Origin of the sequence: uncultured Nitratireductor sp. (assembly GCF_913053745.1) — a bacterium.
Taxonomy (GTDB): Bacteria; Pseudomonadota; Alphaproteobacteria; order Rhizobiales; family Rhizobiaceae; genus Nitratireductor.
Map to the genome: position 1 here is coordinate 15,190 of NZ_CAJXGF010000025.1, position 21,436 is coordinate 36,625.

Here is a 21,436-nt window from a genome sequence, read left to right on the forward strand (position 1 = left end):
CTCCGTTTGCGCATGAACACCGCGCGCGATCTCAAAAAGGAGCTGCGTACGGTCGCCCTTGCGCGCCGCGACGCGCTCGATGCGGCGTGGCGCGCCGAAGTGGGGCAGGCGCTTGCCGCTCACGCGGCCGGGCTCGCGCCGGCGGCTGGCAGTGTGATCTCGGGCTTTTGGCCGATGCGCTCCGAATTGGATGTGCGTCCGCTTATGGCGGCGCTCTTCGCGCGCGGGGCACGGATCGGGCTTCCGGCCATTCTCGACAAGACAACCATCGTCTTTCGCGAGTATCGGGCCGACACGTCGATGATCGATATGGGGTTCGGCACACAGGGACCGAGCGACACGGCGGCTGTGCTCGATCCCGACATCATGCTCGTGCCGCTTGCCGCTTTCGATGCCCGCGGCCATCGTATCGGCTATGGCGCTGGCTACTATGACCGGGCCATAGGACGGCTGAAGGCGAAAGGGCGCGCGCCGCGCCTGATCGGTATTGCCTTCGACTGCCAGGAGGTGGATCGGGTGCCGGACGAACCGCATGACGAACCGCTTTTCGAGTTGCTCACCGAAAGCGGCTTGCGACGTTTCGGCGATACGTGAGGAAGCGCGCGTTCATGGCGGATTTCCGGTTTTCACTTGTAAGCAAATTGCTTAGAAGCGGCTCATGAGATTTTTGTTTCTTGGCGATATGGTCGGCCGCGCCGGCCGCACGGCGGTTTGGGAGCAGCTTCCCGGCCTGATTTCCGATTTCCGGTTGGATTTCGTGGTGGTCAATGGAGAGAATGCGGCAGGTGGCTTCGGCATCACGGAGGAGATTTTCCGCGCGACGCTCGATGCTGGCGCCGATGTGGTGACGACGGGCAATCATGTGTGGGACCAGCGGGAAGCGCTGACGTTCGCCCCGCGCGAAGAGCGCTTTCTGAGGCCTGCAAACTTTCCCAAGGGCACGCCGGGTCGTGGGTCGGGTGTTTATGTGGCGCGCAACGGCGCGCGGGTTCTCGTCTCCAACATCATGGGGCGGGTCTTCATGCATCCCGAACTCGACGATCCCTTCGCCTGTGTCGAAGATGTTCTGGCGATCTGTCCGCTGGGCGATCAGGCCGATGCCGTCATTCTCGACTTCCATGCCGAGGCGACATCCGAGAAAATGTGTTTCGGCCATTTCGTCGATGGTCGCGCGAGCCTCGTCGTCGGAACGCATACGCATCAGCCGACTGCCGATCACCAGATTCTGAACGGAGGCACGGGCTACCTGTCGGATGCAGGCATGTGCGGTGATTACGATTCGTCGCTCGGCATGGATAAGGAAGAGCCGCTCAACCGCTTCACCGCCAAGGTGCCCAAGGGGCGCTTCGAGGCGGCCTCCGGTCCCGCCACCGTGTGCGGCGTCGGGCTGGAGATTTCCGACCGCACGGGCCTTTGCGAGAAGATCGCTCCGCTGCGGCTTGGGCCGCGGCTCGAGGAAACGGTTCCCGCCTTCTGGCGTTGACGCTGGGCGCGGCGGCGCATAACTCTGGAAACGATTTTTTTGAACATTTGCCAGCGAGGGGTGCTGTGATGGAATGGCTTGCCGGTCACTTCGAGTTTGTCTCCAATCCGCAAGCCTGGGTCGCACTGGTGACCCTGGTGGTGTTGGAGATCGTTCTCGGCATCGATAATCTGATTTTCATTTCCATTCTCACCAACAAGCTGCCCAAGGAGCAGCAGGCGCGTGCCCGGCGCATCGGCATCGGCGCGGCGCTGATCCTGCGGCTGGCCTTGCTCGCCACCATTTCCATCATCGTGCAATTGACCGAGCCGGTGTTCCAACTGTTCGGCCATGGCTTTTCCTGGCGCGATCTGATCCTCATTGCCGGCGGTCTCTTCCTGGTCTGGAAGGCGACAAAGGAAATCCACCATTCGGTCGATCCCGACGATGGTAAGGAAAACATGATGGGCAAGGTCACGATGACGGCCGGCGCGGCCATCGCTCAGATCCTGCTGCTCGATCTGGTCTTTTCCATCGATTCCATCATCACCGCCGTCGGCATGACGGACGAAATCGCCATCATGTTCATCGCCGTTATCTCGGCCGTCACCGTGATGCTGATCGCCGCCGAACCGCTTTCGCGTTTCATTGCCGCCAACCCGACCGTGGTCATGCTGGCGCTCGCCTTCCTCTTGATGATCGGCATGACGCTGATCGCCGACGGCATGGGCTTCCATGTGCCCAAGGGCTACATCTACGCGGCCATGGGCTTCTCGGCCCTGGTCGAGGGGCTCAACATGATGGCTCGGCGCAAGCGGGCGCGGGACAAGGCGCTTACGGACGGGGCTGCCGAATAGGCGTTACACCCCGTCCAGGATCACGATGGTCGGTCGCCGAGGTAGATTGTCCAATGCCACGGTGATCGTCCGCCCCTCGCGGAAGTCCAGTTCGAACCCTTCCCCCATGCGGCCGGTGAAGGCGCTGAGCGGGGTGGCATGCCGGTGCATGGGCAGAATGACCGAAGAGGACAGCCGGCGCGCGATCTCGCTCATCCCGTCGAGCGAAAGCGTCAATCCGCCGTCGATCGGCACCATCAGCACGTCGAGCCGTCCGATTGCCGCATAGTGCGGATTCTCCAACCGGTGATGCAGATGGCCCAGATGGCCGATGCACAGGCCCGCCACCTCGAAGATGAATATGGAATTGGCATCCGGCTCCATCGCGCCGTAGCGGCGGATGTCGGTTGTCACGTTGCGGATATAGACGTCCTCCACCAGAAGCGAATGTTTGGCCGGCCCGCCATCCGGGTTCCAGCCCGGCAGAACATGCTCGATGGCCGGATCCGGATTGCGCGTGAAATGGGTGCCGTGCGCCTTGTTCATGGTGACGACGCGCGGTAGCGGATTTGCACCGTAGGCGCCTGAAAAGTCCGTGGCGATGGTCACGCCGGCTGGCGTCTCGATGACATAGGTGGAATGTCCCGCATAGGTGATCTCCACCGACCCGGCGCTTGCAGCGGTGGGCATTGTCAGCGAGGCGTAGATCACGTCCGGCAGGGCCTGTGCCATGGCGAGGCAGGTGCTCGGTCGCTCGGTCTGTGCCCAGGCGGCGGCGAATGGCGTTATCAGGAACGTCAGTAAGGCGGCGGTCAGTCGGAAGGCGTTCATTGGCATCTCCCGTGTGAGCAAGAACCCATGGTACGGTAAAGCGCGTCAATGCGCCATGTCCGGCGTCGCGCGGTTCTGGACGTTGGCCGGCATTTTCACTATAAGGCCCCGTTATTCCGTTGCTTTCAAAAGACCGTGAGAAGGAGCCCCATGGCCGGTCATTCCCAATTCAAGAACATCATGCACCGCAAGGGCCGGCAGGATGCCGTTCGCTCGAAGATGTTTTCCAAGCTGGCCCGTGAAATCACCGTTGCGGCCAAGATGGGACTGCCCGATCCGGGGATGAATCCGCGGCTGCGCCTGGCCATCCAGAATGCCAAGGCCCAGTCCATGCCCAAGGACAATATCGAGCGCGCCATCAAGAAGGCTTCGGGGGGCGATGCGGAGAATTACGACGAGGTGCGATACGAGGGATACGGTCCAGGCGGTGTCGCGGTCATCGTCGAGGCGTTGACCGACAACCGAAATCGTTCCGCCTCGAACATCCGCGCCGCCTTTACCAAGGCCGGCGGATCGCTGGGCGAAACCGGCTCCGTCGCCTTCATGTTCGATCGGGTGGGCGAGATTATTTACCCGGCGGAGGCTGGCAATGCCGACACCATCATGGAAGCGGCCATCGAGGCCGGCGCCGAGGATGTGCAATCGGACGAAAACGGCCATGTGATCACATGCGCCTTCGAGGACATCGGCGATGTCACCACGGCGCTGGAAGAAGCGCTCGGCGAGGCCGAATCCGTCAAGGCGATCTGGCGTCCGCAGACCGGCACGCCGGTCGACGAGGAACGCGCCCAATCGATCCTCAAATTGATCGCCACGCTCGAAGACGACGACGACGTGCAGAACGTTTACGCCAATTTCGAGGTGGACGACGAAACGCTGGCAAAGCTCAGCGCAGCCTGATTGGGTTCGTGCCGGACATTTTGCCGGACGTAGGCACGCGGGAGAGCAGCAAAGGACTGGTTGGCGTGAAACATCATCGCGTTTCGATTACCTATTGCACCCAATGCCAATGGCTTCTGCGGTCCGCATGGCTCGCGCAGGAGCTTCTCTCCACCTTTTCCACGGAGCTCGGCGAGGTGGCGTTGCGCCCGGGCACGGGCGGCATCTTCGAAATCACCTGCGATGGCGTCCTTATTTGGGAACGCAAGCGCGATGGCGGCTTTCCGGACGCGAAGACGCTGAAGCAGCGCGTGCGCGACGTAATCGACCCCGAACGCGATCTAGGCCACATCGATCGGGCTCAAAGCGAGACGGCAACAAAAAACCCGCCTTCGTGAGGCGGGTTTCTCAACACTGCCGCGGCATTCGCGCCGGCCGTGGAACGCTTTAGATGCCGAGGCCCTGGTAGCGCTGCTTGAACTTGGACACGCGGCCGCCGCGGTCCATCAGAGACTGCTGACCGCCGGTCCAAGCCGGATGCGTGGACGGGTCGATATCGAGCTGCAGCGTGTCGCCTTCCTTGCCCCAGGTGGAGCGGGTTTCATACTCGGTGCCGTCCGTCATGACGACCTTGATCGTGTGATAGTCGGGATGAATATCGGCTTTCATCGGCTTGTCCTGAATTTGGTCGGGGTAACAACTCGATCCGCACTTGCGGCAATTGCACCCATCCTGAAAACTTGAAGCCGCGGCCAAGGAAGGCTACGGCTTCGGAATTGGTTGGCGAGCCTATACATCAGGTGCGGCGACAAGACAAGACTCGAGCGGCGCACAAATTGCCGCTCCCGGACATGATGTGAAAAAGGGGCAGAGGATGGCGCGCGCGCATGGGGCGTCCGAAGAGAGGCAGCAGGCGGCGAAGCGCCGGTCGCTGAAACCGCTGCGGCGTCTGTTGCCCTATATCGGGCGTTATCGCGGCCTTGCTCTTGCCGCGCTTTTCTTTCTGGTGCTCGCCGCCATGGCGACGCTCACGCTGCCGCTCGCCGTGCGTCGCATGATCGATAACGGCTTTTCCGAATCCGATTCCGTCTTCATCGCCAACTATTTCTCGATGCTGATCGTGGTTGCGGCCGTCCTGGCGGCGGCTTCGGCGGGGCGGTATTTCTTCGTTATCACGCTTGGCGAGCGGGTGGTTAGCGATCTTCGGCGCGATGTGTTCGATCATGTCACGCGCCTTTCTCCCGGATTTTTCGACGCGGTTCAGTCCGGCGAGATCGTGGCGCGTATCTCCGCCGATGCCACCCAGGTCAAATCCGCCGTCGGAGCAACGATCTCCCAGGCGTTGCGCAATGTGATCATGGGGTTGGGGGCGGTTGGTATGATGGTCGTCACCAGCCCGAGGCTCTCGCTGCTCGTCGTGGCGGCAATTCCCGTCATCGTCCTGCCGCTGGCGGCGTTCGGCCGGTCGGTGCGGCGCCGGTCGCGCTTCGCGCAGGACACATTGGCCGATGCAACCGCCTATGCCGGCGAGCAGATCGGCGCGATGCGCACCCTGCAGGCCTTTACCGGCGAGACGACGGTGCGCAGGAAATTCTCCGGAGCCATCGAGACCGCGTTCGAGGCTGCGCGGGCCTCCATTTTTGCCCGGTCCTTTCTCACCTTCTTCGCCATCTTCATGACTTTCAGTTCGGTCGTGGCGGTTTTGTGGTTCGGTTCGCGCGATGTGCTTGCGGGCGCGATGACGCCGGGGACATTGGGGCAGTTCCTGCTTTACTCGGTGCTCGCCGCCGGAGCTCTGGGCGCGCTGTCGGAGGTGTGGGGGGAGCTTTCCCAGGCCGCCGGCGCCGCCGAGCGCATGAGCGAGCTTCTGGCGGAGGAACCGGCCATTACGGCACCGACCGATCCGGTTGCGCTGCCGGAGCCCGCGTGCGGCGCGGTGGCCTTCGAGAATGTTTCATTCGCCTATCCGACGCGTCCCGACCGTTCGGCGCTTCACGGCCTTTCCGTTGCCGTGCAGCCAGGCGAAACGGTTGCCATCGTCGGCCCTTCCGGGGCGGGCAAAACCACGGTCTTCTCGCTGCTGTTGCGCTATTACGATCCCGATTCCGGCGTGGTGCGGGTGGACGGCGTCGATGCGCGCGCGGCCGATCCGCAGGCTTTGCGCGCCCGCATGGCGGTGGTGCCGCAGGACGTCACCATCTTTGCCGCAAGCGCTGCGGAGAACATCGCCTTCGGCCGACCGGACGCCACACGTTCTGAAATCGAAGCGGCGGCCAAGGCGGCGCTGGCGCACGATTTCATCAGCGAGCTGTCGGACGGTTACGACACGCCGGTGGGCGAGCGCGGCGTTACGCTGTCGGGCGGTCAGCGCCAGCGAATGGCGATTGCCCGTGCCATCCTGCGGGATGCGCCGATCCTGCTTCTGGACGAAGCCACTTCCGCGCTGGACTCGCAGAGCGAGACCTTGGTGCAGCAGGCGCTCGAACATCTGATGAAGGGGCGCACGACACTGGTTATCGCGCACCGTCTGTCGACCGTTTTGAAAGCCGACCGCATTCTGGTCATGGAAGAGGGGCGTATTGTCGAGGAGGGCACCCATGCCGCACTCGTTGCCGAGGGAGGGGTATACGCCAAACTTGCAAGTCTCCAGTTCGAGGCCGGCATGGATGCGTTCGGAGATGCCGCCGAATAGAGATGGCGGCATACTGGGCCCGGAGGGGACACGGGCGCAGTCGTCCCGGGCATGACGGAAGAGCGAAGTGTCTTGCCATTTCAGCCGTGGCGGGTCGGCACGAGCCCCGTTGTCGATCGCTCAGGCTGGACCCTCCATGTTCATCGGCGCCTTTCCGATGCCTCAGGGAGAGGACGGCGCCGCTGAGCGGATTTCTTCACGTTTCAGAGGAACGTGGCGATGTCTTCGAGCGGCTTCTTTTCCATCGCGTGCTCTGGAATGGTCGCGCCCTCTTTCGGGTAGCCGACCACCATCAGAATATAGGGTTTGTCATGCGGATCGCGGCCGCATAGCTCGTTCAAAAAACGCATCGGATTCGGTGTGTGCGTGAGCGTTGCCAGGCCCGCCCTGTGCAGTGCGGCAATGAGAAACCCGGTCGCGATGCTCACCGATTCCGGCACATAATAATTCTTGCGCTTCACACCGTCGGCGGAACGGCTGCGGCGTTCGCCGAAAATACAGATCAGCCATGGGGCCTCCTCCAGAAACGGCTTGCTCGCATCCGTGCCGAGCGGGGCGAGTGCCTGGAGCCATTCTTCGCCAGCGCGACCCTCATAGAAGGCTTTCTCCTCGACTTCGGCCGCTTCGCGAATCCGCTTCTTCACCGCCGGGTCGCCGATCACCGCGAAATGCCAGGGTTGATGATTTGCACCGTTCGGCGCCGTTCCGGCTGCCCTGATGCAAGTCTCGACGATGTCGCGCGGCACGGGTCGGGTGGAGAAATCGCGCACCGTGTGCCGGGTGCGGATCTCGTCGTAGAAGGCCTGCGCCCGTGCGCGCATCTCCTCGAGCGGAAGTTCCCTGTAGTCCGGCAAGGGGATGGGACGATAGTTCGGCGTCGGATGGGCGCTCATGCGGACGTTTCCTCCAATTTGTCCGATAATATTGTCGGACAATCTAGATAAATCGAAGCCACGTCAAGGCATATCGTCGCTCAACCCGGCGTGTTAGCCGGTGTCGCGGCGAAGTGATCGTCCGGAAGGCACTGGATAAGACGTCTTGCGGTTTCCACGTGATCGAGCATCGCCGCTTCTGCGCCCAGCGCGTCATTGGCTTCGACGCAATGCGTCAGTCGCTGATGCTGACGGTTGGTCGCAAACACCTGTCGACGGTCCACCAGAACGCGGAATTGCAACCAGTAGAGCGAGTTGGAAAGCCGCGTGAGCGTCTCGTTGAGGAGCGGATTGTCCGCTGTTTCGCGAAACAGACGGTGGAATCGTCCGTTGAGCTCCGAAAACCGGTTCATGTCGCCCTCATCGGTTGCGGCATTCAGTTCGCGCTGGAGCGCAACCATTGGGGCGGGGGCTTGATGAAGCGTGGGCAATGAGAGTTTGACCGCGAGGGCTTCGAGGGCACCGCGCACCTGAAACAGATTGTCCACCTCGGGGCGTGAAAGCTGCCGCACCGCGACACCGCGATGCGGTTCCGAGGACAGGAGCCCATCTGCTGTCAGACGACGAAAAGCCTCGCGCACGGATGAGCGAGAAACGCCAAGCCTGTTGGTGAACTCGCTTTCGGTCAATCTCTGGCCGGGCACCAGCCGCCCAGTGCGCACGGCGTCCGTTACCGCGTTGGCGACGGTTTCGACGGTGGAGCGGGAATCGGTCTCTTCCATGAAGGGAGAGTGTGCCGAAAGCCGATTGTCTGACAAGCCCGTCCGACGCTGCCGTGCGGGAGATGGACTCAACCCCCGCCCGCATGCCGCCCGGCATTGCGTCCGGAAAAGATGCAGCCACCAAGGAAAGTGCCTTCGAGCGCGTTGTAGCCGTGATAGCCGCCGCCGCCGAAACCTGCTGCTTCACCGGCAGCGTACAAACCGGGGATCGGTTCGCCGTCCGCATCCAGAACCTGACTGTCGAGGTTGGTGTGCAGGCCTCCCAGCGTTTTGCGGGTGAGGATGTGCAGCCGCACCGCGATCAGCGGCCCGTTGGTCGGATCGAGAATCTTGTGTGGCTTTGCCGTGCGCACAAGCCTGTCGCCGAGATAGGCTCTCGCACCGCGAATGGCGGTCACCTGTGCATCCTTGGAGAAGGGATTGCCGATCTCACGGTCTCGCGCGTCAATCTGCGCCTTGAGCCGGTCATGGTCGATCCGCGGCTCGCCGGCCAGCCCGTTCATGGCGTCCACCAGCGATTTCAGATCGTCGCGAACGATGAAGTCCTCTCCCTTGTCCTTGAAGGCTTCCACGGGCGGCGGCGCGCCTTTGCCGCGCCGACTCTTCAACACCTCCATCCAGCGCTTCGACGTCAGATCCGGATTTTGCTCGGAGCCCGAAAGCGCAAATTCCTTCTCGATGATCTTCTGGGTCAGTACGAACCAGGAATAGTCGTATCCGGTTCCAAGAATGTGTTTCAGCGTCGAAAGCGTATCGAAGCCCGGCATACAGGGGACGGGCAGGCGGTTGCCCTCCGCGTCGAACCACAGGGATGAGGGACCGGGCAGAATGCGGATGCCGTGATCGGGCCAGATGGGAGCCCAGTTCTTCACGCCCTCGGTGTAGTGCCACATGCGGTCGGTGTTGATGGTCGCCGCGCCTGCTTTTCTTGCAATGCCGATCATGCGCCCGTCGACGTGATGCGGCACGCCGGAGATCATCGTTTTCGGCGCGGGACCGAGCCGCTTCGTGGGCCAGTTTTTGCGCACCAGGTTCAGGTCGCCGCCGATCCCGCCGGAGGCGACAATCACGGCGGCGGCCGAGAATGCGAACTCGCCAACGCTCTCGCGTCCGGATTTCTGGCCGCGCTCGACGGTGGAGGGTTCCAGGATTTCGCCGGCGACGCCTGCGATCGCGCCACTGCTGCGGACAAGCCGGTTCGCCCGATGGCGGAATTTCAAGGCAATTCGGCCGGCTTTTCCATGCGCCAGAACCCGTTTCGCGAAAGGTTCCACCACGCCGGGGCCGGTGCCCCAGGTAATGTGGAAGCGCGGCACGGAATTGCCATGCCCGTCGGCAAGACTGCCGCCACGTTCCGCCCAGCCCACCACGGGAAACCAGCGCATGCCCATGGCGTGCAGCCATGGGCGCATTTCGCCGGCGGCGAAATCGATATAGGCTTCGGCCACCTTGCGCGGCCAGAAATCTTCTTCCCGGTCGAATTGCGCCGAGCCCATCCAGTCCTGCAGGGCGAGGTCGCGGCTGTCGGCGATACGCATGCGTCGCTGCTCGGGACTGTCGACGAAGAAAAGCCCCCCAAGCGACCAGAATGCCTGTCCGCCGAGCGCGTTCTCGCCCTCCTGTTCCAGCACCGCGACGCGTTTGCCGGCATCCGCCAGTTCAGCCGCCGCCACCAATCCTGCAAGGCCCGCGCCCACGACGATTGCATCGAATTTCTCAGCCATGTCTCCTCCCAAAGCGGCCGGGCTAGTGTCGGCCGCTTTGCGGAGGCGGGCAAGTGGCGTTTGAACGCTGTTGGAACGCTTATTCTCCGTAGCGCTCTTCGAGGTGCTTTTGGAAATGCTCCGCGTTGAGAGGTTCGCCTGTCGCGCGTTCGATCAATTCGGGTGTCGACCAAAGCGAGGCCTGCGACCAGATCCTGTCGCGTCGCCAGTCGTTCACCGCGTCGAACTGGCCCAGCGCGAACTGTTCGTTCACATTGGGAATGTCCTTCTTGATCGCCGACCATTGCTGCGCCGCGATCATCGCGCCGAGCGTGTAGGAAGGGAAATAGCCGAAAGCGGCGGACGGCCAGTGCACGTCCTGCATGGGGCCGTCCTGCGGCGTGTCGACGGTCGACAGGCCGAGATAGGTCTTCATTTTCTCATCCCAGGCTACCGGCAGATCCTTGGCTTCAAGTTCGCCGGAAATCAGCATCTGCTCCAGCTCGAAACGCAGAATCACGTGCAGCGGGTAGGTCACCTCGTCGGCGTCGACGCGGATCAGCCCGCGTTCGACATGGTGCACATGGGCGAGGATTTCGTCCCTGGACCATTTTTCGCCGAGATGTCTTTCCACCACCGGCAGCGCCCACTCCCAGAAGGCGGGATTGCGACCGATCTGCTTTTCGACGAACAGGCTCTGGCTTTCGTGCATGGCCATGCCCCGCGCCTTGCCGAGCGGCCAGTGCGCCCATGCATGCGGCAGGTTCTGCTCGTAGAGCGCATGGCCGGTCTCGTGCAGAATGCCCATAAGGGAGGAGAGAAATTCGTCCGTGCGGTAGCGCGTGGTGATGCGGACATCCGTTGGGACGCCGCCGCAGAACGGGTGATGCGAGACCGAGAGACTGCCGCGTGTCAGGTCGAAACCGACCGCTGCCATCATGGCCAGTCCGAGCTCGCGCTGCCTTTCGACCGGATAGTTTCCGGAAAGCGGGCGCAGAGGATTCTGCTCGCGTTTCTTTTTCTGAATTTCGAGGGATTTCGGTACGAAATCGACGAGAAACGCTTTTAAATTCTCGAAAACCGGTGCGATTTCGGCCGTTCTGTTGCCCGGGTCGAACTGCTCCATGAGCGCATCATAGGGTGCGAGGTCGAGCACGTCGGCACGCATCCGAGCCTCCTCGCGCGCAAGCTCGATCACGCCTTCCAGCGCGGGCAGGAAACCGGCCCAGTCGCCCTTCGGGCGGGCCTCGCGCCAAAGCTGCTCGCAGCGCATGCGCGTACGCGTCTGGCGTTCGACGAATTCGGTGGGCAGGCAGGTGAGGTTTACATAATTGCGGCGGAATTCGGCGATTGCCGCTTTCTGCTCGGCATTCAGATCCTCCTGCTCGGCGGTCTCAATCCAGTCCGCGATTTCGGGCGCGGTGGCCTGGCGATGTGCCATGCCGGCCAGGGCGGACATGGCTTCGGCCCGCGCCTCGCCGCCACCCGGCGCCATGTGCGTTGCCTCGTCCGCGCCGAGGATCGCCAGGGCGTGGCCGAGCGCTTCTACCTTGTGGCCGAGTTCGTCGAGTTTCTGAAAGGACATACCGGTTCCTCGTCATACGGTGAAAAGGGACCGGCGGCCGCCGGTCCGGATGTGAAGGGCAAGGGCGGTTGCCCTGCCGTAAGGACGGTCAGCGTTCGGTGAGCTTCAGCTCGATGCGGCGGTTGCGGGCGCGGGCCTCGACCGTATCCTCGGTGTCGAGCGGTTGGTATTCCCCGAAACCGGCGGCGACGAGCCGGTTGGCCGGTACGCCGTTTTCGATGAGGAACTTGACCACCGCGGTGGCACGTGCCGTCGAAAGCTCCCAATTGTCGCGGAAACGCCCTGTGCCCGAAAGCGGTACGTCGTCCGTGTGCCCGTCGACGCGCAGCACCCAGTTGATCTCCGGCGGGATCTCTTCCTGCAACTCGAGAATGGCGTCCGCGAGTTTGCGCATTTCCTCGCGGCCGTTCGGATTGATCTCCGTCGCGCCGGAGGGGAAAAGGACCTCAGACTGGAACACGAAACGGTCGCCGACGATGCGGATATTCTCGCGATCGGAGAGTATCTCGCGCAGGCGGCCGAAGAAGTCGGAACGGTAGCGGTTCAGTTCCTGCACGCGCTGGGCCAGCGCCACGTTCAGGCGCCGGCCGAGATCGGCGATCTTGGTGCGGGATTCGCGGTCGCGCGCCTCCGAAACCTCAAGTGCAGCCTCCAACGCGCCGATCTGCTTGCGCAGCGCCGAAATCTGCTGATTGAGCAATTCCACCTGCGAGAGCGCGCGTTGACTGACCTGGCGCTCCTCGTCGAGCTCGCCGGAAAGCTCGCCGATGCGAGCCTCGGCTTGTTCGCTCTGGCCGCTGCCGCTGGCCAGAAGCTGCTCGAGCCGGGAACGGTCGGCGCGAATGTCTTCCAGCGAGGCGCGCAGGCTGGCGATGGTGTCTTCGGCATCCTGGCTGTTGGCCTGCTCCAGTGCGAGAAGCTGGGTCAGCTCGTTGATCTGCGCGTTCAGGCGGTCGAGCACGGCATCCTTGCCGGTGATTTCCTGACTCAGGAAATACTGCGCGAGAACGAAGACCGAGAGCAGAAACATGATGGCGAGCAGAAGCGTCGCCATCGCATCGACGAAACCCGGCCAGTAATCGACCCTGCGATCTGTTCGGCGTGCGCGGGCCAGCGCCATGTCAGCTGTCCCGCTTCTTCAACGCCGCGGAAAGCTTCTCGAGCGTGGAGCGCATGGCCTTCTGTTCCTCTGCCTGGGCTTCCACCCAGTCGCGCATCATCTGCTGCTCCTGGCGCATGTTCTTCACGAGGCCGGAAATGCCCTCGGCCAGATTGGCCATGGAGGCGGTGAGACGCGGATTGGATGTACCGTCCTCCTGTACGGCGCGCAGTTTGTCGGCCAGTTGCTGCATCTCCTCGGAGGCGCCGTTTCGGCCTTCTGCAAGGTCCGAACTCAGGTCGGTGACGGAGGAAAGCCAGTTTTCAAGTTCAGTGTAGAAACGGTTCTGCGCGCGGCCAGCCTGAAGATCGAGAAAGCCCAGTATCAGAGAACCGGACAGGCCGAAAAGCGAGGATGAGAACGCCGTTCCCATGCCCTCCAACGGAGCGGAAAGGCCGGATTTCAGAGCGTCCAGAACGTCGTTGGCATTGCCGGAGGCGGGGTCGAGAGACTGGATTGTGTCGCCGATGGAACCGATCGTCTGCAACAGGCCCCAAAAGGTGCCGAGCAGGCCGAGGAAGACCAGAAGACCGATCAGGTAGCGCGAGATGTCACGGCTTTCATCGAGACGTGTGGCGATGGAGTCGAGGATCGAGCGCATCGAGCTCGTCGACAACGCCATGGAGGAGGCCCGGCTCAAGAGCGCCTTCATCGGTGCCAGCAGAACCGGATCCGATGCCTCGGTGCCGGCGCGAAACGAGTTGACCCATCGCACTTCGCGAAAGAGGCGAATGACCTGCATGAAAGCGAGCAGGATGCCGATCAGGAGAACGCCGAGAATGAGCCCGTTGAGGCCGGGATTGGTCTGGAAGGCGGAGGCGATCTGTCGGTAAAGAATGGCGGCCACGAACCCGGCAATCGCCAGAAACACGAGCATGGAGTAGAGGAAGACTTGCGGGCTCGACAGTGTGTGCGGGTCGTAGTCAAGCCCAACGGATGGTTCGTCGTCCTCACGCGATTTCAGCAAGGCCATCAGCTCCTCGTATCCATTGCGATGCAGAACCAGTATTGATTCCTGTATCGCGCGGGATTCTAATCGTAAATATGACGAAATTGAAAGCCGGGCCCAGCATACCGTCATGAAAGCATCAGCTTTCCGTTATGGGAAACGCGCGCCCGCGTGGCTTTCGACGCGGGTGCTTCATTCGGTCGTCGTATGATCGGGCGGGCCGAAGTCAGGCCTTCTTGGGTGCCGGCTTGGCCAATGTTTTCAACAAGGCCCGGTGGATGGCTTCGTTTCCGGCAACGATCTGGCCTGTGTCGAACATCTGGTCTCCGCCGGTCTTATCGCTGACGAAACCGCCGGCCTCGCGCACCAGAATGATGCCGGCCGCAACGTCCCACGGCGAAAGCGCATCTTCCCAGTAACCGTCCATACGGCCCGCCGCCACATAAGCGAGGTCGAGGGCGGCCGAACCGAGCCGGCGGATGCCCGCCGTTTCGCCCATGACGTTGCGCAGGTCGAACAGGGCGGTGCCGTGGTGGCCCCGCCCCAGATGCGGAATTCCCGTGCCGACGACGGTGTCGGAGAGCCTGGTGCGTGCCGCAACGCGCAGGCGGCGGTCGTTGAGGAACGCACCACCGCCGCGCTCGGCGGTGTAGAGCTCGTCCATGGCCGGATTGTAGATCACGCCGGCGACGATCTGGCCCTGACGCTCCAGGGCGATGGAGATCGAGAAGATCGGGATGCCATGCAGGAAATTGGTGGTGCCGTCGAGCGGATCGACGATCCAGCGGTGCTGCGGATCATCGCCGTCAACGGTGCCGCTCTCCTCCATCAGGAAAGAGTAACCGGGACGGGCACGCGACAGCTCGGCGTGAATGATGTCTTCCGCCTTTCGGTCGGCCTGGCTCACATAGTCGCCCGGCCCCTTGAGCGAAACCTGCAGGTTCTGCACCTCGCCGAAATCGCGCGCGAGGGAACGGCCTGCCTTCATGGCAGCCTGAACCATGACATTGATGATCGCCGAACGGGCCATGGGGTATGAGCTTTCGTAAGTGTGTTTCGCGGATGCGCCGGGTTATTCGCCGCGGCGCAGATAGGTGAGTTCGTTGGTGTCGACGACGATCTTTTCGCCGGCTTCGATGAAAGGCGGCACCATGACGCGTACGCCGTTTTCCAGGACCGCGGGCTTGTAGGAGGACGCGGCCGTCTGGCCCTTAACGACCGGATCGGCCTCAGCGATCTCAAGCGTGACCTGATCGGGCAGAGAGATGCCGATCGGCTTTTCCTCATAGAGTTCCACGGTCACGGTCATGCCGTCCTGCAGGAATGCGGCGCGGTCGCCGACGAAATCCTTCTGAAGTTCGAGTTGTTCGTATGTTTCCGAGTCCATAAAGACCAGCGAATCGTCCTGCGCGTAAAGAAAGCTGAAGTCTTTCTGCTCGAGGCGAACGCGCTCCACCGTTTCCGCAGCGCGGAAGCGCTCGTTGAGTTTGGTGCCGTCGATCAGATTCTTGAGTTCGACCTGATTGTAGGCACCGCCCTTGCCGGGCTTCACTGCGTTGGTCTTCACCGCGACCCAGAGGCCGCCATTGTGCTCGATGACGTTGCCGGGGCGGATTTCGTTGCCGTTGATTTTCATATGGATCGTCCTGCGATTCTCAAGCGTCGGATGGCGCGCAATTTGGCGCTTCCAAGACCATAAAACGCCCTCCAAGGCAAGCCATGCGGCGGTCTGGTCCGGCCGAAAAATCCTAGCGCAACCGATTCGCGCGCTGAATGGCTTCCTTCATTTCTTCCGCCGTGAGGCCGGCGAGGAAGTCTTCCATGGCCGGGTCGATCAATCCGGCTCGGCGCGCCGAAACATACCAGGCAGCCCCTTCGATCGTGTCGGGGGCCGTGCCGACGCCGGCACGATAGAGTTTGGCCAGTCGGTTCTGTGCCGCGACATTGCCGCCCTCGGCTGCGCGCTTGAGCCAACCGAAGCCGGCTTGCGTATCGCGTGCGCCGCCACGACCCTCGACAAGCCACGTGCCCAGATCGAGTTGCGCGGTGTCGAAGTTCTTTCTTGCCGATCTCTCCAGCCAGTTGCGGGCCACCTTGTCGTCGGCCTGTCGCCCGCCGAATCCGTTGGCGTAGACCTGGGCCATGGCGTATTGCGCATCCGCCAGACCGGCGTTGGCGGCTTTCTCGTAATAGCCCACCGCCCTTTTCTGGCTGTCGAAGCTCGACTGCCGGTCGAGGATCATCTGAGCGAGGTTGAACTGGGCGAGCCGATTGCTCTTGTCGGCGGCGACCTGCATGAGCGCGAAGGCGCGGTCGGTGTCCTGCTCGACGAAGTTTCCGTCGAGCAGCATCAACGCATACTGAAACTGTGCTTCGGGAACGCCTTGTTGCGCCGCCTTGGAGTACCATTCCGCTGCTTTCTCCGCGCTGCGGGGCATGCCGAGGCCGCGGGCGTAAATCTCCGCGACGAGCGTTTGCGCCGCCGCATCGCCGGATTTTGCGCGCGGCAGGGCGAGATTGTGTGCGGTGATGTAATAGCCTCGCTGGAATGCGCCGTAGGCCGCGTCGGGCAGCGTGCCGAAGCGGCCGGGATCGACTTGATCCACCGTGGGGGCCGCAAGAGGGCGCTCGCCGGGTGGTTGCAGCCGGTCGGCGAGCGGCGCATTGGGAGCTGCCATCTCCGGTTCCGCGCCGCCGGCCGCGAAGGCGTTTGCGGCGAGCCCGCACAAGGCGGCCGCAAGGAGCGAGACCGGCTGGAGGCGTGCGCGCATAATCAGGCTCCTTCGAACTGCGGCGCGATTTTGTCGAGAATGGCGTTGGCTCCCGCGACGGCGTCGGCGGCATCTGTATCATCGGCGAAAACGGCCGCGCAAAGCGCGATGAAATCCGCGCCGCTCCCGGCGACGGGCTCCGCCGAGGAGACGGCGTCGCCGCCCATCACGATGCAGGGGATCTCCACCATCTCCGACCACCAGGTGCCGAGCGTTAGGTTGCGCGGGTGTGGCTCGGGCTTGTTGTCATAGCCGAAGCGTCCGAAGAACAGATAGTCGGGCTGCAATTCGCCGCGCTGCAGAGCATCGTCACGGGTCTTCACGCCACCGGCGCCGATCATCATGCTGTCCCGGTATTTCTCGAGAACGTCTGCGAGTTCTTCCAAGGTACCGTCGACATGAATGCCATCCGCTTTGACGCGCGCGGCGATGCGCGGGGCACCGGCGATCATGACAGCGACGTTGCGCGCCTGGGCAATGGGCGTGAGACGTTCGGCGCGCGCCTGAAAGCTCACCTCGTCCTGCCCGTAATCGGGAATGATGAGCGAGGCGACATCGCCGGCGGCGAGTGCGGCTTCCAGATGCGCCTCGTCGTTGGCGGCCAGCTCGGGCGGCGGCGCAATCAGCACGAGGCGGCAGCGATTGGTCATGTCACAACTCCTGGCGTCTCGACGAAACCGACCCTGTGCGATGAATTTGACATTCGATACCCGCTCAGTGTCGACCCCGCGATCGATACGGACCGGATGCAAATGCCGAAAGCAAACCACGAGTTCGTTTCTGATCCGTCAATTTGGTTTGAATGCGGCATAGACGAAGCGCAGGGGGATGAACAAGCAAAATTGAGCCTTTCCTATCAGATGCTCGCCAAGGGCGCGCAATGGGACTATGACTCTCCGCGCCCGGTTATCGGGCGATCCAGACGATGTTCATGACTTCACTCCTTTCCGATCCAGCATTTTACCTTGCCGCGATTCCTGCCGTTATCCTCGTGGGCCTTTCGAAAGGAGGATTCGGCGGTGCGATGGCGCTGCTCGGTGTGCCGATGCTCTCGCTGGTGGTTTCGCCGGTTCAGGCGGCGGCGATTCTGCTGCCGATACTCATTGTCATGGACATGGTTTCGTTATGGGCCTGGCGCGGCTTCATGGACCGCAAGACGCTGTCCATCATGCTGCCGGGTGCGGCGTTGGGTATCGCCATCGGCTGGGCGACGGCTGCGGTGGTGACCGAAGGGCATGTGCGTCTGATCGTCGGTCTGGTGACGTTCGCCTTCTTTCTGCGCTGGGCGTTCGAGAAGGTGGCCGGGCATACGCGCGTCGTCAGTCACAGCCGTCCGCGCGGTACGTTCTGGGGCGGTGTCGCCGGCTTCACCAGTTTTGTCGCCCATGCGGGCGGCCCGCCTTACCAGATCTATGCGCTTCCGCTCGGGCGGGATCCACGGGTTTACACAGGCACGAGCGTGGTTTTCTTCGCCATCGTCAACGCAGTCAAACTCATACCCTATTTCGCGCTCGGGCAGTTCGACCGCTCGAACCTGACGGCGTCGTTTATCCTGATACCGCTTGCGCCGCTCGCCACGTTCGCCGGCGTATGGGTGATCAAGCGGATGAAACCGACGGTCTTCTATCCGTTCATGTACTTCATGGTTCTCATCGTATCGCTGAAACTCATGCACGACGGTGTCTCGGATCTGATGGGATGGTGACGGATTCGAGAGCCTGTGCTTAAAAGACGAAAAACAGCGGGAGGACATCTGTGACCGGCAATTCTTTCGAGCGGGATCTCGACAAGACCCCCGCCAACCACCAGCCCCTGACGCCGCTTGTGCTTCTGGAACGCGCCGCGAAGGTGTTCCCCGATGAGGTGGCGATCATTCACGGCAGCCAGCGTCTCACCTATGCAATGTTCTGGGAACGCTCGGTGAAACTCGCCTCGGCCCTTGCCCGCCATGGTATCGGCAAGGGCGATACCGTGACGGTGATGCTGTCCAACACACCGCCAATGCTGGAGGCGCATCACGCCGTGCCGATGACGCAGGCGGTTCTGCATTCGCTCAACACGCGGCTCGATGCGGCGATCATCGCTTTCCAGCTCGACCATGCGGAGAGCAGGGTGGTCATTGTCGACCGGGAGTTTTCCGGCGTGATGAAGGAGGCGCTGGCGCTGGCCGCGGTCAAGCCGCTGGTCATCGACTACGACGATCCCGAATATGCCGACGATGCACCCTATCCGAAGGGAGAGCGCATCGGCGCGGCCGATTACGAGGCGTTCGTTGCTTCGGGGGATGCGGCTTTCGCCTGGGCGATGCCGGACGACGAATGGGACGCCATTGCACTGAATTACACCTCCGGCACGACGGGCAATCCCAAGGGGGTTGTCTATCACCACCGGGGAGCGGCGTTGATGGCATATGCCAACACGGTGCATGCCGCGCTGACACGCGGGTCTGTCTATCTTTGGACCCTGCCGATGTTTCACTGCAACGGCTGGTGTTTCCCCTGGACTTTGGCGCTGACCGCCGGCACGCATGTGTGCCTGCGTTGGGTGCGTGCGAAACCGATGTATGACGCGATCGCCGATCATGGGGTGACGCATTTGTGCGGCGCACCGGTCGTTATGTCGGCGCTGCTCAACGCGCCGGATAAGCAGAAACGGGATTTCTCGCATACCGTGATCTTTAACACGGCTGCAGCGCCGCCGCCCGAAACCGTGCTCTCGGCGATGGCCGAAGCGGGGTTTGCCGTGACGCATCTCTACGGGCTGACGGAGACCTATGGCCCGGCTGTGGTCAACGAGTGGAAGGGGGAGTGGAACGCGCTCGACGGCGGCAGCCAAGCCGCGCGCAAGGCGCGCCAGGGTGTGCGCTATGCCGCGCTCGAAGGATTGACCGTGATGGATCCGGCGACGATGACCGAGACGCCGCCGGACGGGGAGACCATCGGCGAGGTCATGTTCCGCGGCAACATCGTCATGAAGGGTTATCTAAAGAACAAGGCGGCGACGGACGAGGCGTTCGCCGGCGGCTGGTTCCATTCGGGCGATCTCGGCGTGATGCATCCCGATGGCTACATTCAGCTCAAGGATCGCTCGAAGGACATCATCATTTCCGGCGGCGAGAACATTTCGTCCATAGAGGTGGAGGAGGCGCTCTACAAACACCCTGCCATCGCGGCCTGCGGCGTCGTGGCCAAGGCGGACGAAAAATGGGGAGAGACCCCCATCGCATTCGTTGAACTCAAGCCCGGCAAGAGTGCCACCGCTGAAGAAATCATCCAGCATTGCCGCGCTTTGCTGGCGCATTTCAAATGTCCGAGAATTGTTGTTTTCTCCGAGATTCCAAAGACTTCGACGGGAAAGATCCAGAAATTCAGACTGCGGGATCAGGCGCGGACGCTTTAGCGGACCGCCGGTATTCGATTCAAGAATATGCGTCTTTGTTAACCATGCATTAAGCTTTACGTGCGTTTACTGTGTGCATCCAGTGATCTGGATTCTTACCGAGTGGCTGGAGCCATTCTGTTTGACGCCTCCCTGTTTAAACTCCTGAGAGCCGCCTTTGCGGCTCTTTTTTTGACCAAATTGAGTATTAACCCTTCGTTAAGGAAGAACTTGCCAACAGCTGTGCACAGGCCCATCCTTGCATTGAGCTCCTGGCATTGAGAGTCAGGCTTACTTGTGATTGAACGCATCAGCCGGCGGTGGCCGGAAATATCGAATTTGGTGGGGCGTAAGCACAATGATTGAAAGCGGGAACGGTCGCGCGACCACGATCAAGTTGGCCGAGCATCGTGTGTTCTCGGATTCGTTCAAACCTCTGTACAACCAGGGCATGAGCCTGGTTGAGGAGGCTGCCGAGTATCTTGATGGGGAGGGACGGGCCGAGGCCAAGCATCTCACCCCCGCCGGGTCGGCGCTCTACGCCGCCGAATCCATGCGCCTGACAACCCGTCTGATGCAGCTTGCCTCCTGGCTTTTGCTGCAGCGTGCCGCCAATTCCGGCGAGATGACGCGCGAGCAGGTGGCGGCCGAGAAATCCAAAGTGCGTCTCGACACCCATTCCCCGCAGGAACAGGCCTCGGGCTGGCCAGACCTCCCCGAGAAATTCCGCAGCCTCGTCATGCGCTCCATGCGCCTGCAGGATCTGGTGCGGCGTATGGATGAGGAAGTCTACGGCGGTGCCCCGCCGCAGGCCGAAGAGGCCGAGCTTTTCGGCAACAATCCGGTGTTCGAACAGATCACCCTTCTGAAAACAGCGTTCGGCCACCGCTGATCAGCCACTGAAACAGCATTTCGGTAAGCGGCAGCGCGATCAGGGCCGATGCGATGATGAGCGTGAAGGCGATGCGGCGATAGGTCCTGTCGCTGGCAATGCCATAGAGTTTTCCACCGACGAGCAGACTGAGCATATATGGCGGGATCATTAGCACCCCCAGCATGACGCGCGGCTGCTCGAACAGTCCGGCGGCCCAAAGGCTGCCTGCGGAAAACATTTCGGAAATCAGGAACAATGTCATCAGATTGGCGCGCACGACCGCGACCGGAAGCGTGGAGGCCATCCAATAGATGATGACGGGCGGGCCGGGGATAGCGGCAATCCCTGAAAGCGTTCCGGCAATCCCGCCGATGCCGAAGGACAGCGGCAGGCTGCGCGGCCCGTGATAGCGCCAGCCGCTGCGCAAGGTGAGCGCGCAGGCCAGGATGATGACGCAGATCGCCCAGCGCAAAACGGTTTCGTCACCGTTTTTGAGGATGTAGACGCCGAGCGGAACGAAAAGCGCGAGTCCGGCCAGGACCGGCAGGACCTCGCGCCAACGCGCGAGTTTCACCACGGGCAGCGCCACCGGAAGCGTGGGCAGCGAATCGATAATGACGAGCAGGACCACCGCCGTCACCGGGTCGTAGAGCGCGCCCGCGA

At 62.2% G+C, this 21,436-nt stretch carries 22 protein-coding genes; 9 read left to right on the forward strand and 13 right to left on the reverse strand.

The window, feature by feature from the left end; all coding sequences use genetic code 11:
* Positions 1-12 precede the first annotated feature (12 nt).
* The 3 genes from QZ638_RS06290 to QZ638_RS06300 all read left to right on the forward strand — a co-directional run bounded on the left by QZ638_RS06290 (position 13) and on the right by QZ638_RS06300 (position 2,319).
* Positions 13-594, forward strand: a complete 582-nt coding sequence (locus QZ638_RS06290) for a 5-formyltetrahydrofolate cyclo-ligase (RefSeq protein WP_295808146.1) — start codon at positions 13-15, stop codon at positions 592-594.
* Positions 595-658: 64 nt separating this feature from the next.
* A complete protein-coding gene (locus QZ638_RS06295; protein WP_295808148.1) occupies positions 659-1,483 on the forward strand; it encodes a YmdB family metallophosphoesterase in 825 nt (274 codons plus the stop codon).
* Between the two features lie 68 nt (positions 1,484-1,551).
* Entirely contained in the window at positions 1,552-2,319 is a 768-nt protein-coding gene (locus tag QZ638_RS06300) for a TerC family protein (protein WP_295808149.1), read from the forward strand.
* Between the two features lie 3 nt (positions 2,320-2,322).
* Here the strand turns inward: QZ638_RS06300 and QZ638_RS06305 are convergent, their stop codons facing one another.
* Positions 2,323-3,129, reverse strand: a complete 807-nt coding sequence (locus tag QZ638_RS06305; protein WP_295808151.1) for an MBL fold metallo-hydrolase — start codon at positions 3,127-3,129, stop codon at positions 2,323-2,325.
* Between the two features lie 150 nt (positions 3,130-3,279).
* Between QZ638_RS06305 and QZ638_RS06310 the strand changes: the two genes are divergently transcribed.
* Together QZ638_RS06310 and QZ638_RS06315 are read left to right on the forward strand one after the other, a co-directional pair.
* The gene (locus tag QZ638_RS06310) at positions 3,280-4,029 is read left to right on the forward strand and encodes a YebC/PmpR family DNA-binding transcriptional regulator (protein ID WP_295808152.1); all 750 of its coding nucleotides are present in this window, start codon (positions 3,280-3,282) and stop codon (positions 4,027-4,029) included.
* Positions 4,030-4,094: 65 nt separating this feature from the next.
* The gene (locus QZ638_RS06315; RefSeq protein ID WP_295808154.1) at positions 4,095-4,406 is read left to right on the forward strand and encodes a SelT/SelW/SelH family protein; all 312 of its coding nucleotides are present in this window, start codon (positions 4,095-4,097) and stop codon (positions 4,404-4,406) included.
* Between the two features lie 49 nt (positions 4,407-4,455).
* Here the strand turns inward: QZ638_RS06315 and rpmE are convergent, their stop codons facing one another.
* Complete coding sequence (gene rpmE / locus QZ638_RS06320) at positions 4,456-4,677, reverse strand: 50S ribosomal protein L31 (protein WP_007007091.1); 222 nt, start codon at positions 4,675-4,677, stop codon at positions 4,456-4,458.
* Between the two features lie 205 nt (positions 4,678-4,882).
* Here rpmE and QZ638_RS06325 point away from each other — a divergent pair, with 205 nt between their 5' ends.
* Entirely contained in the window at positions 4,883-6,700 is a 1,818-nt protein-coding gene (locus QZ638_RS06325) for an ABC transporter transmembrane domain-containing protein (RefSeq protein ID WP_295808155.1), read from the forward strand.
* A gap of 203 nt (positions 6,701-6,903) precedes the next feature.
* On the opposite strand, the gene QZ638_RS06330 is transcribed toward QZ638_RS06325, so the two are convergent.
* The 10 genes from QZ638_RS06330 to QZ638_RS06375 form a co-directional block, all read right to left on the reverse strand.
* Positions 6,904-7,593: a nitroreductase family protein gene (locus QZ638_RS06330; RefSeq protein WP_295808156.1), complete on the reverse strand. Its 690-nt coding sequence runs from the start codon at positions 7,591-7,593 to the stop codon at positions 6,904-6,906.
* 80 nt (positions 7,594-7,673) lie between these two features.
* Positions 7,674-8,354, reverse strand: coding sequence for a GntR family transcriptional regulator (locus QZ638_RS06335; RefSeq protein WP_295808157.1), 681 nt, complete (start codon positions 8,352-8,354; stop codon positions 7,674-7,676).
* A 68-nt stretch (positions 8,355-8,422) separates the two neighbouring features.
* Positions 8,423-10,078, reverse strand: coding sequence for an FAD-binding dehydrogenase (locus QZ638_RS06340; RefSeq protein WP_295808159.1), 1,656 nt, complete (start codon positions 10,076-10,078; stop codon positions 8,423-8,425).
* A 79-nt stretch (positions 10,079-10,157) separates the two neighbouring features.
* On the reverse strand, positions 10,158-11,642 hold the full coding sequence (locus tag QZ638_RS06345) for a carboxypeptidase M32 (RefSeq protein WP_295808160.1): 1,485 nt from the start codon (positions 11,640-11,642) through the stop codon (positions 10,158-10,160).
* 88 nt (positions 11,643-11,730) lie between these two features.
* A complete protein-coding gene (locus tag QZ638_RS06350; RefSeq protein WP_295808161.1) occupies positions 11,731-12,762 on the reverse strand; it encodes a peptidoglycan -binding protein in 1,032 nt (343 codons plus the stop codon).
* Between the two features lies 1 nt (position 12,763).
* Positions 12,764-13,774 (reverse strand): MotA/TolQ/ExbB proton channel family protein, encoded by a 1,011-nt coding sequence (locus QZ638_RS06355; RefSeq protein WP_295808162.1) that lies wholly within the window; start codon positions 13,772-13,774, stop codon positions 12,764-12,766.
* Between the two features lie 202 nt (positions 13,775-13,976).
* Positions 13,977-14,780 (reverse strand): inositol monophosphatase family protein, encoded by an 804-nt coding sequence (locus tag QZ638_RS06360; RefSeq protein WP_295808163.1) that lies wholly within the window; start codon positions 14,778-14,780, stop codon positions 13,977-13,979.
* A 42-nt stretch (positions 14,781-14,822) separates the two neighbouring features.
* Positions 14,823-15,386 carry an elongation factor P gene (efp, locus tag QZ638_RS06365; protein WP_295808165.1) on the reverse strand — a complete coding sequence of 188 codons (564 nt, stop codon included), beginning with the start codon at positions 15,384-15,386 and terminating at the stop codon, positions 14,823-14,825.
* A 112-nt stretch (positions 15,387-15,498) separates the two neighbouring features.
* Positions 15,499-16,521 (reverse strand): tetratricopeptide repeat protein, encoded by a 1,023-nt coding sequence (locus QZ638_RS06370; RefSeq protein WP_295808166.1) that lies wholly within the window; start codon positions 16,519-16,521, stop codon positions 15,499-15,501.
* 2 nt (positions 16,522-16,523) lie between these two features.
* Positions 16,524-17,171: a thiamine phosphate synthase gene (locus QZ638_RS06375; RefSeq protein WP_295808167.1), complete on the reverse strand. Its 648-nt coding sequence runs from the start codon at positions 17,169-17,171 to the stop codon at positions 16,524-16,526.
* 281 nt (positions 17,172-17,452) lie between these two features.
* Here QZ638_RS06375 and QZ638_RS06380 point away from each other — a divergent pair, with 281 nt between their 5' ends.
* The 3 genes from QZ638_RS06380 to QZ638_RS06390 all read left to right on the forward strand — a co-directional run bounded on the left by QZ638_RS06380 (position 17,453) and on the right by QZ638_RS06390 (position 20,791).
* The gene (locus QZ638_RS06380; protein ID WP_295808169.1) at positions 17,453-18,226 is read left to right on the forward strand and encodes a sulfite exporter TauE/SafE family protein; all 774 of its coding nucleotides are present in this window, start codon (positions 17,453-17,455) and stop codon (positions 18,224-18,226) included.
* Between the two features lie 50 nt (positions 18,227-18,276).
* A complete protein-coding gene (locus QZ638_RS06385; RefSeq protein ID WP_295808170.1) occupies positions 18,277-19,920 on the forward strand; it encodes an acyl-CoA synthetase in 1,644 nt (547 codons plus the stop codon).
* Between the two features lie 337 nt (positions 19,921-20,257).
* Positions 20,258-20,791, forward strand: a complete 534-nt coding sequence (locus tag QZ638_RS06390; RefSeq protein WP_295808171.1) for a DUF1465 family protein — start codon at positions 20,258-20,260, stop codon at positions 20,789-20,791.
* Here the strand turns inward: QZ638_RS06390 and QZ638_RS06395 are convergent.
* Positions 20,757-21,436, reverse strand: a 680-nt coding sequence (locus QZ638_RS06395; protein ID WP_295808173.1) for a sulfite exporter TauE/SafE family protein, incomplete at its 5' end; no start/stop codon positions are given. The genes QZ638_RS06390 and QZ638_RS06395 overlap by 35 nt on opposite strands.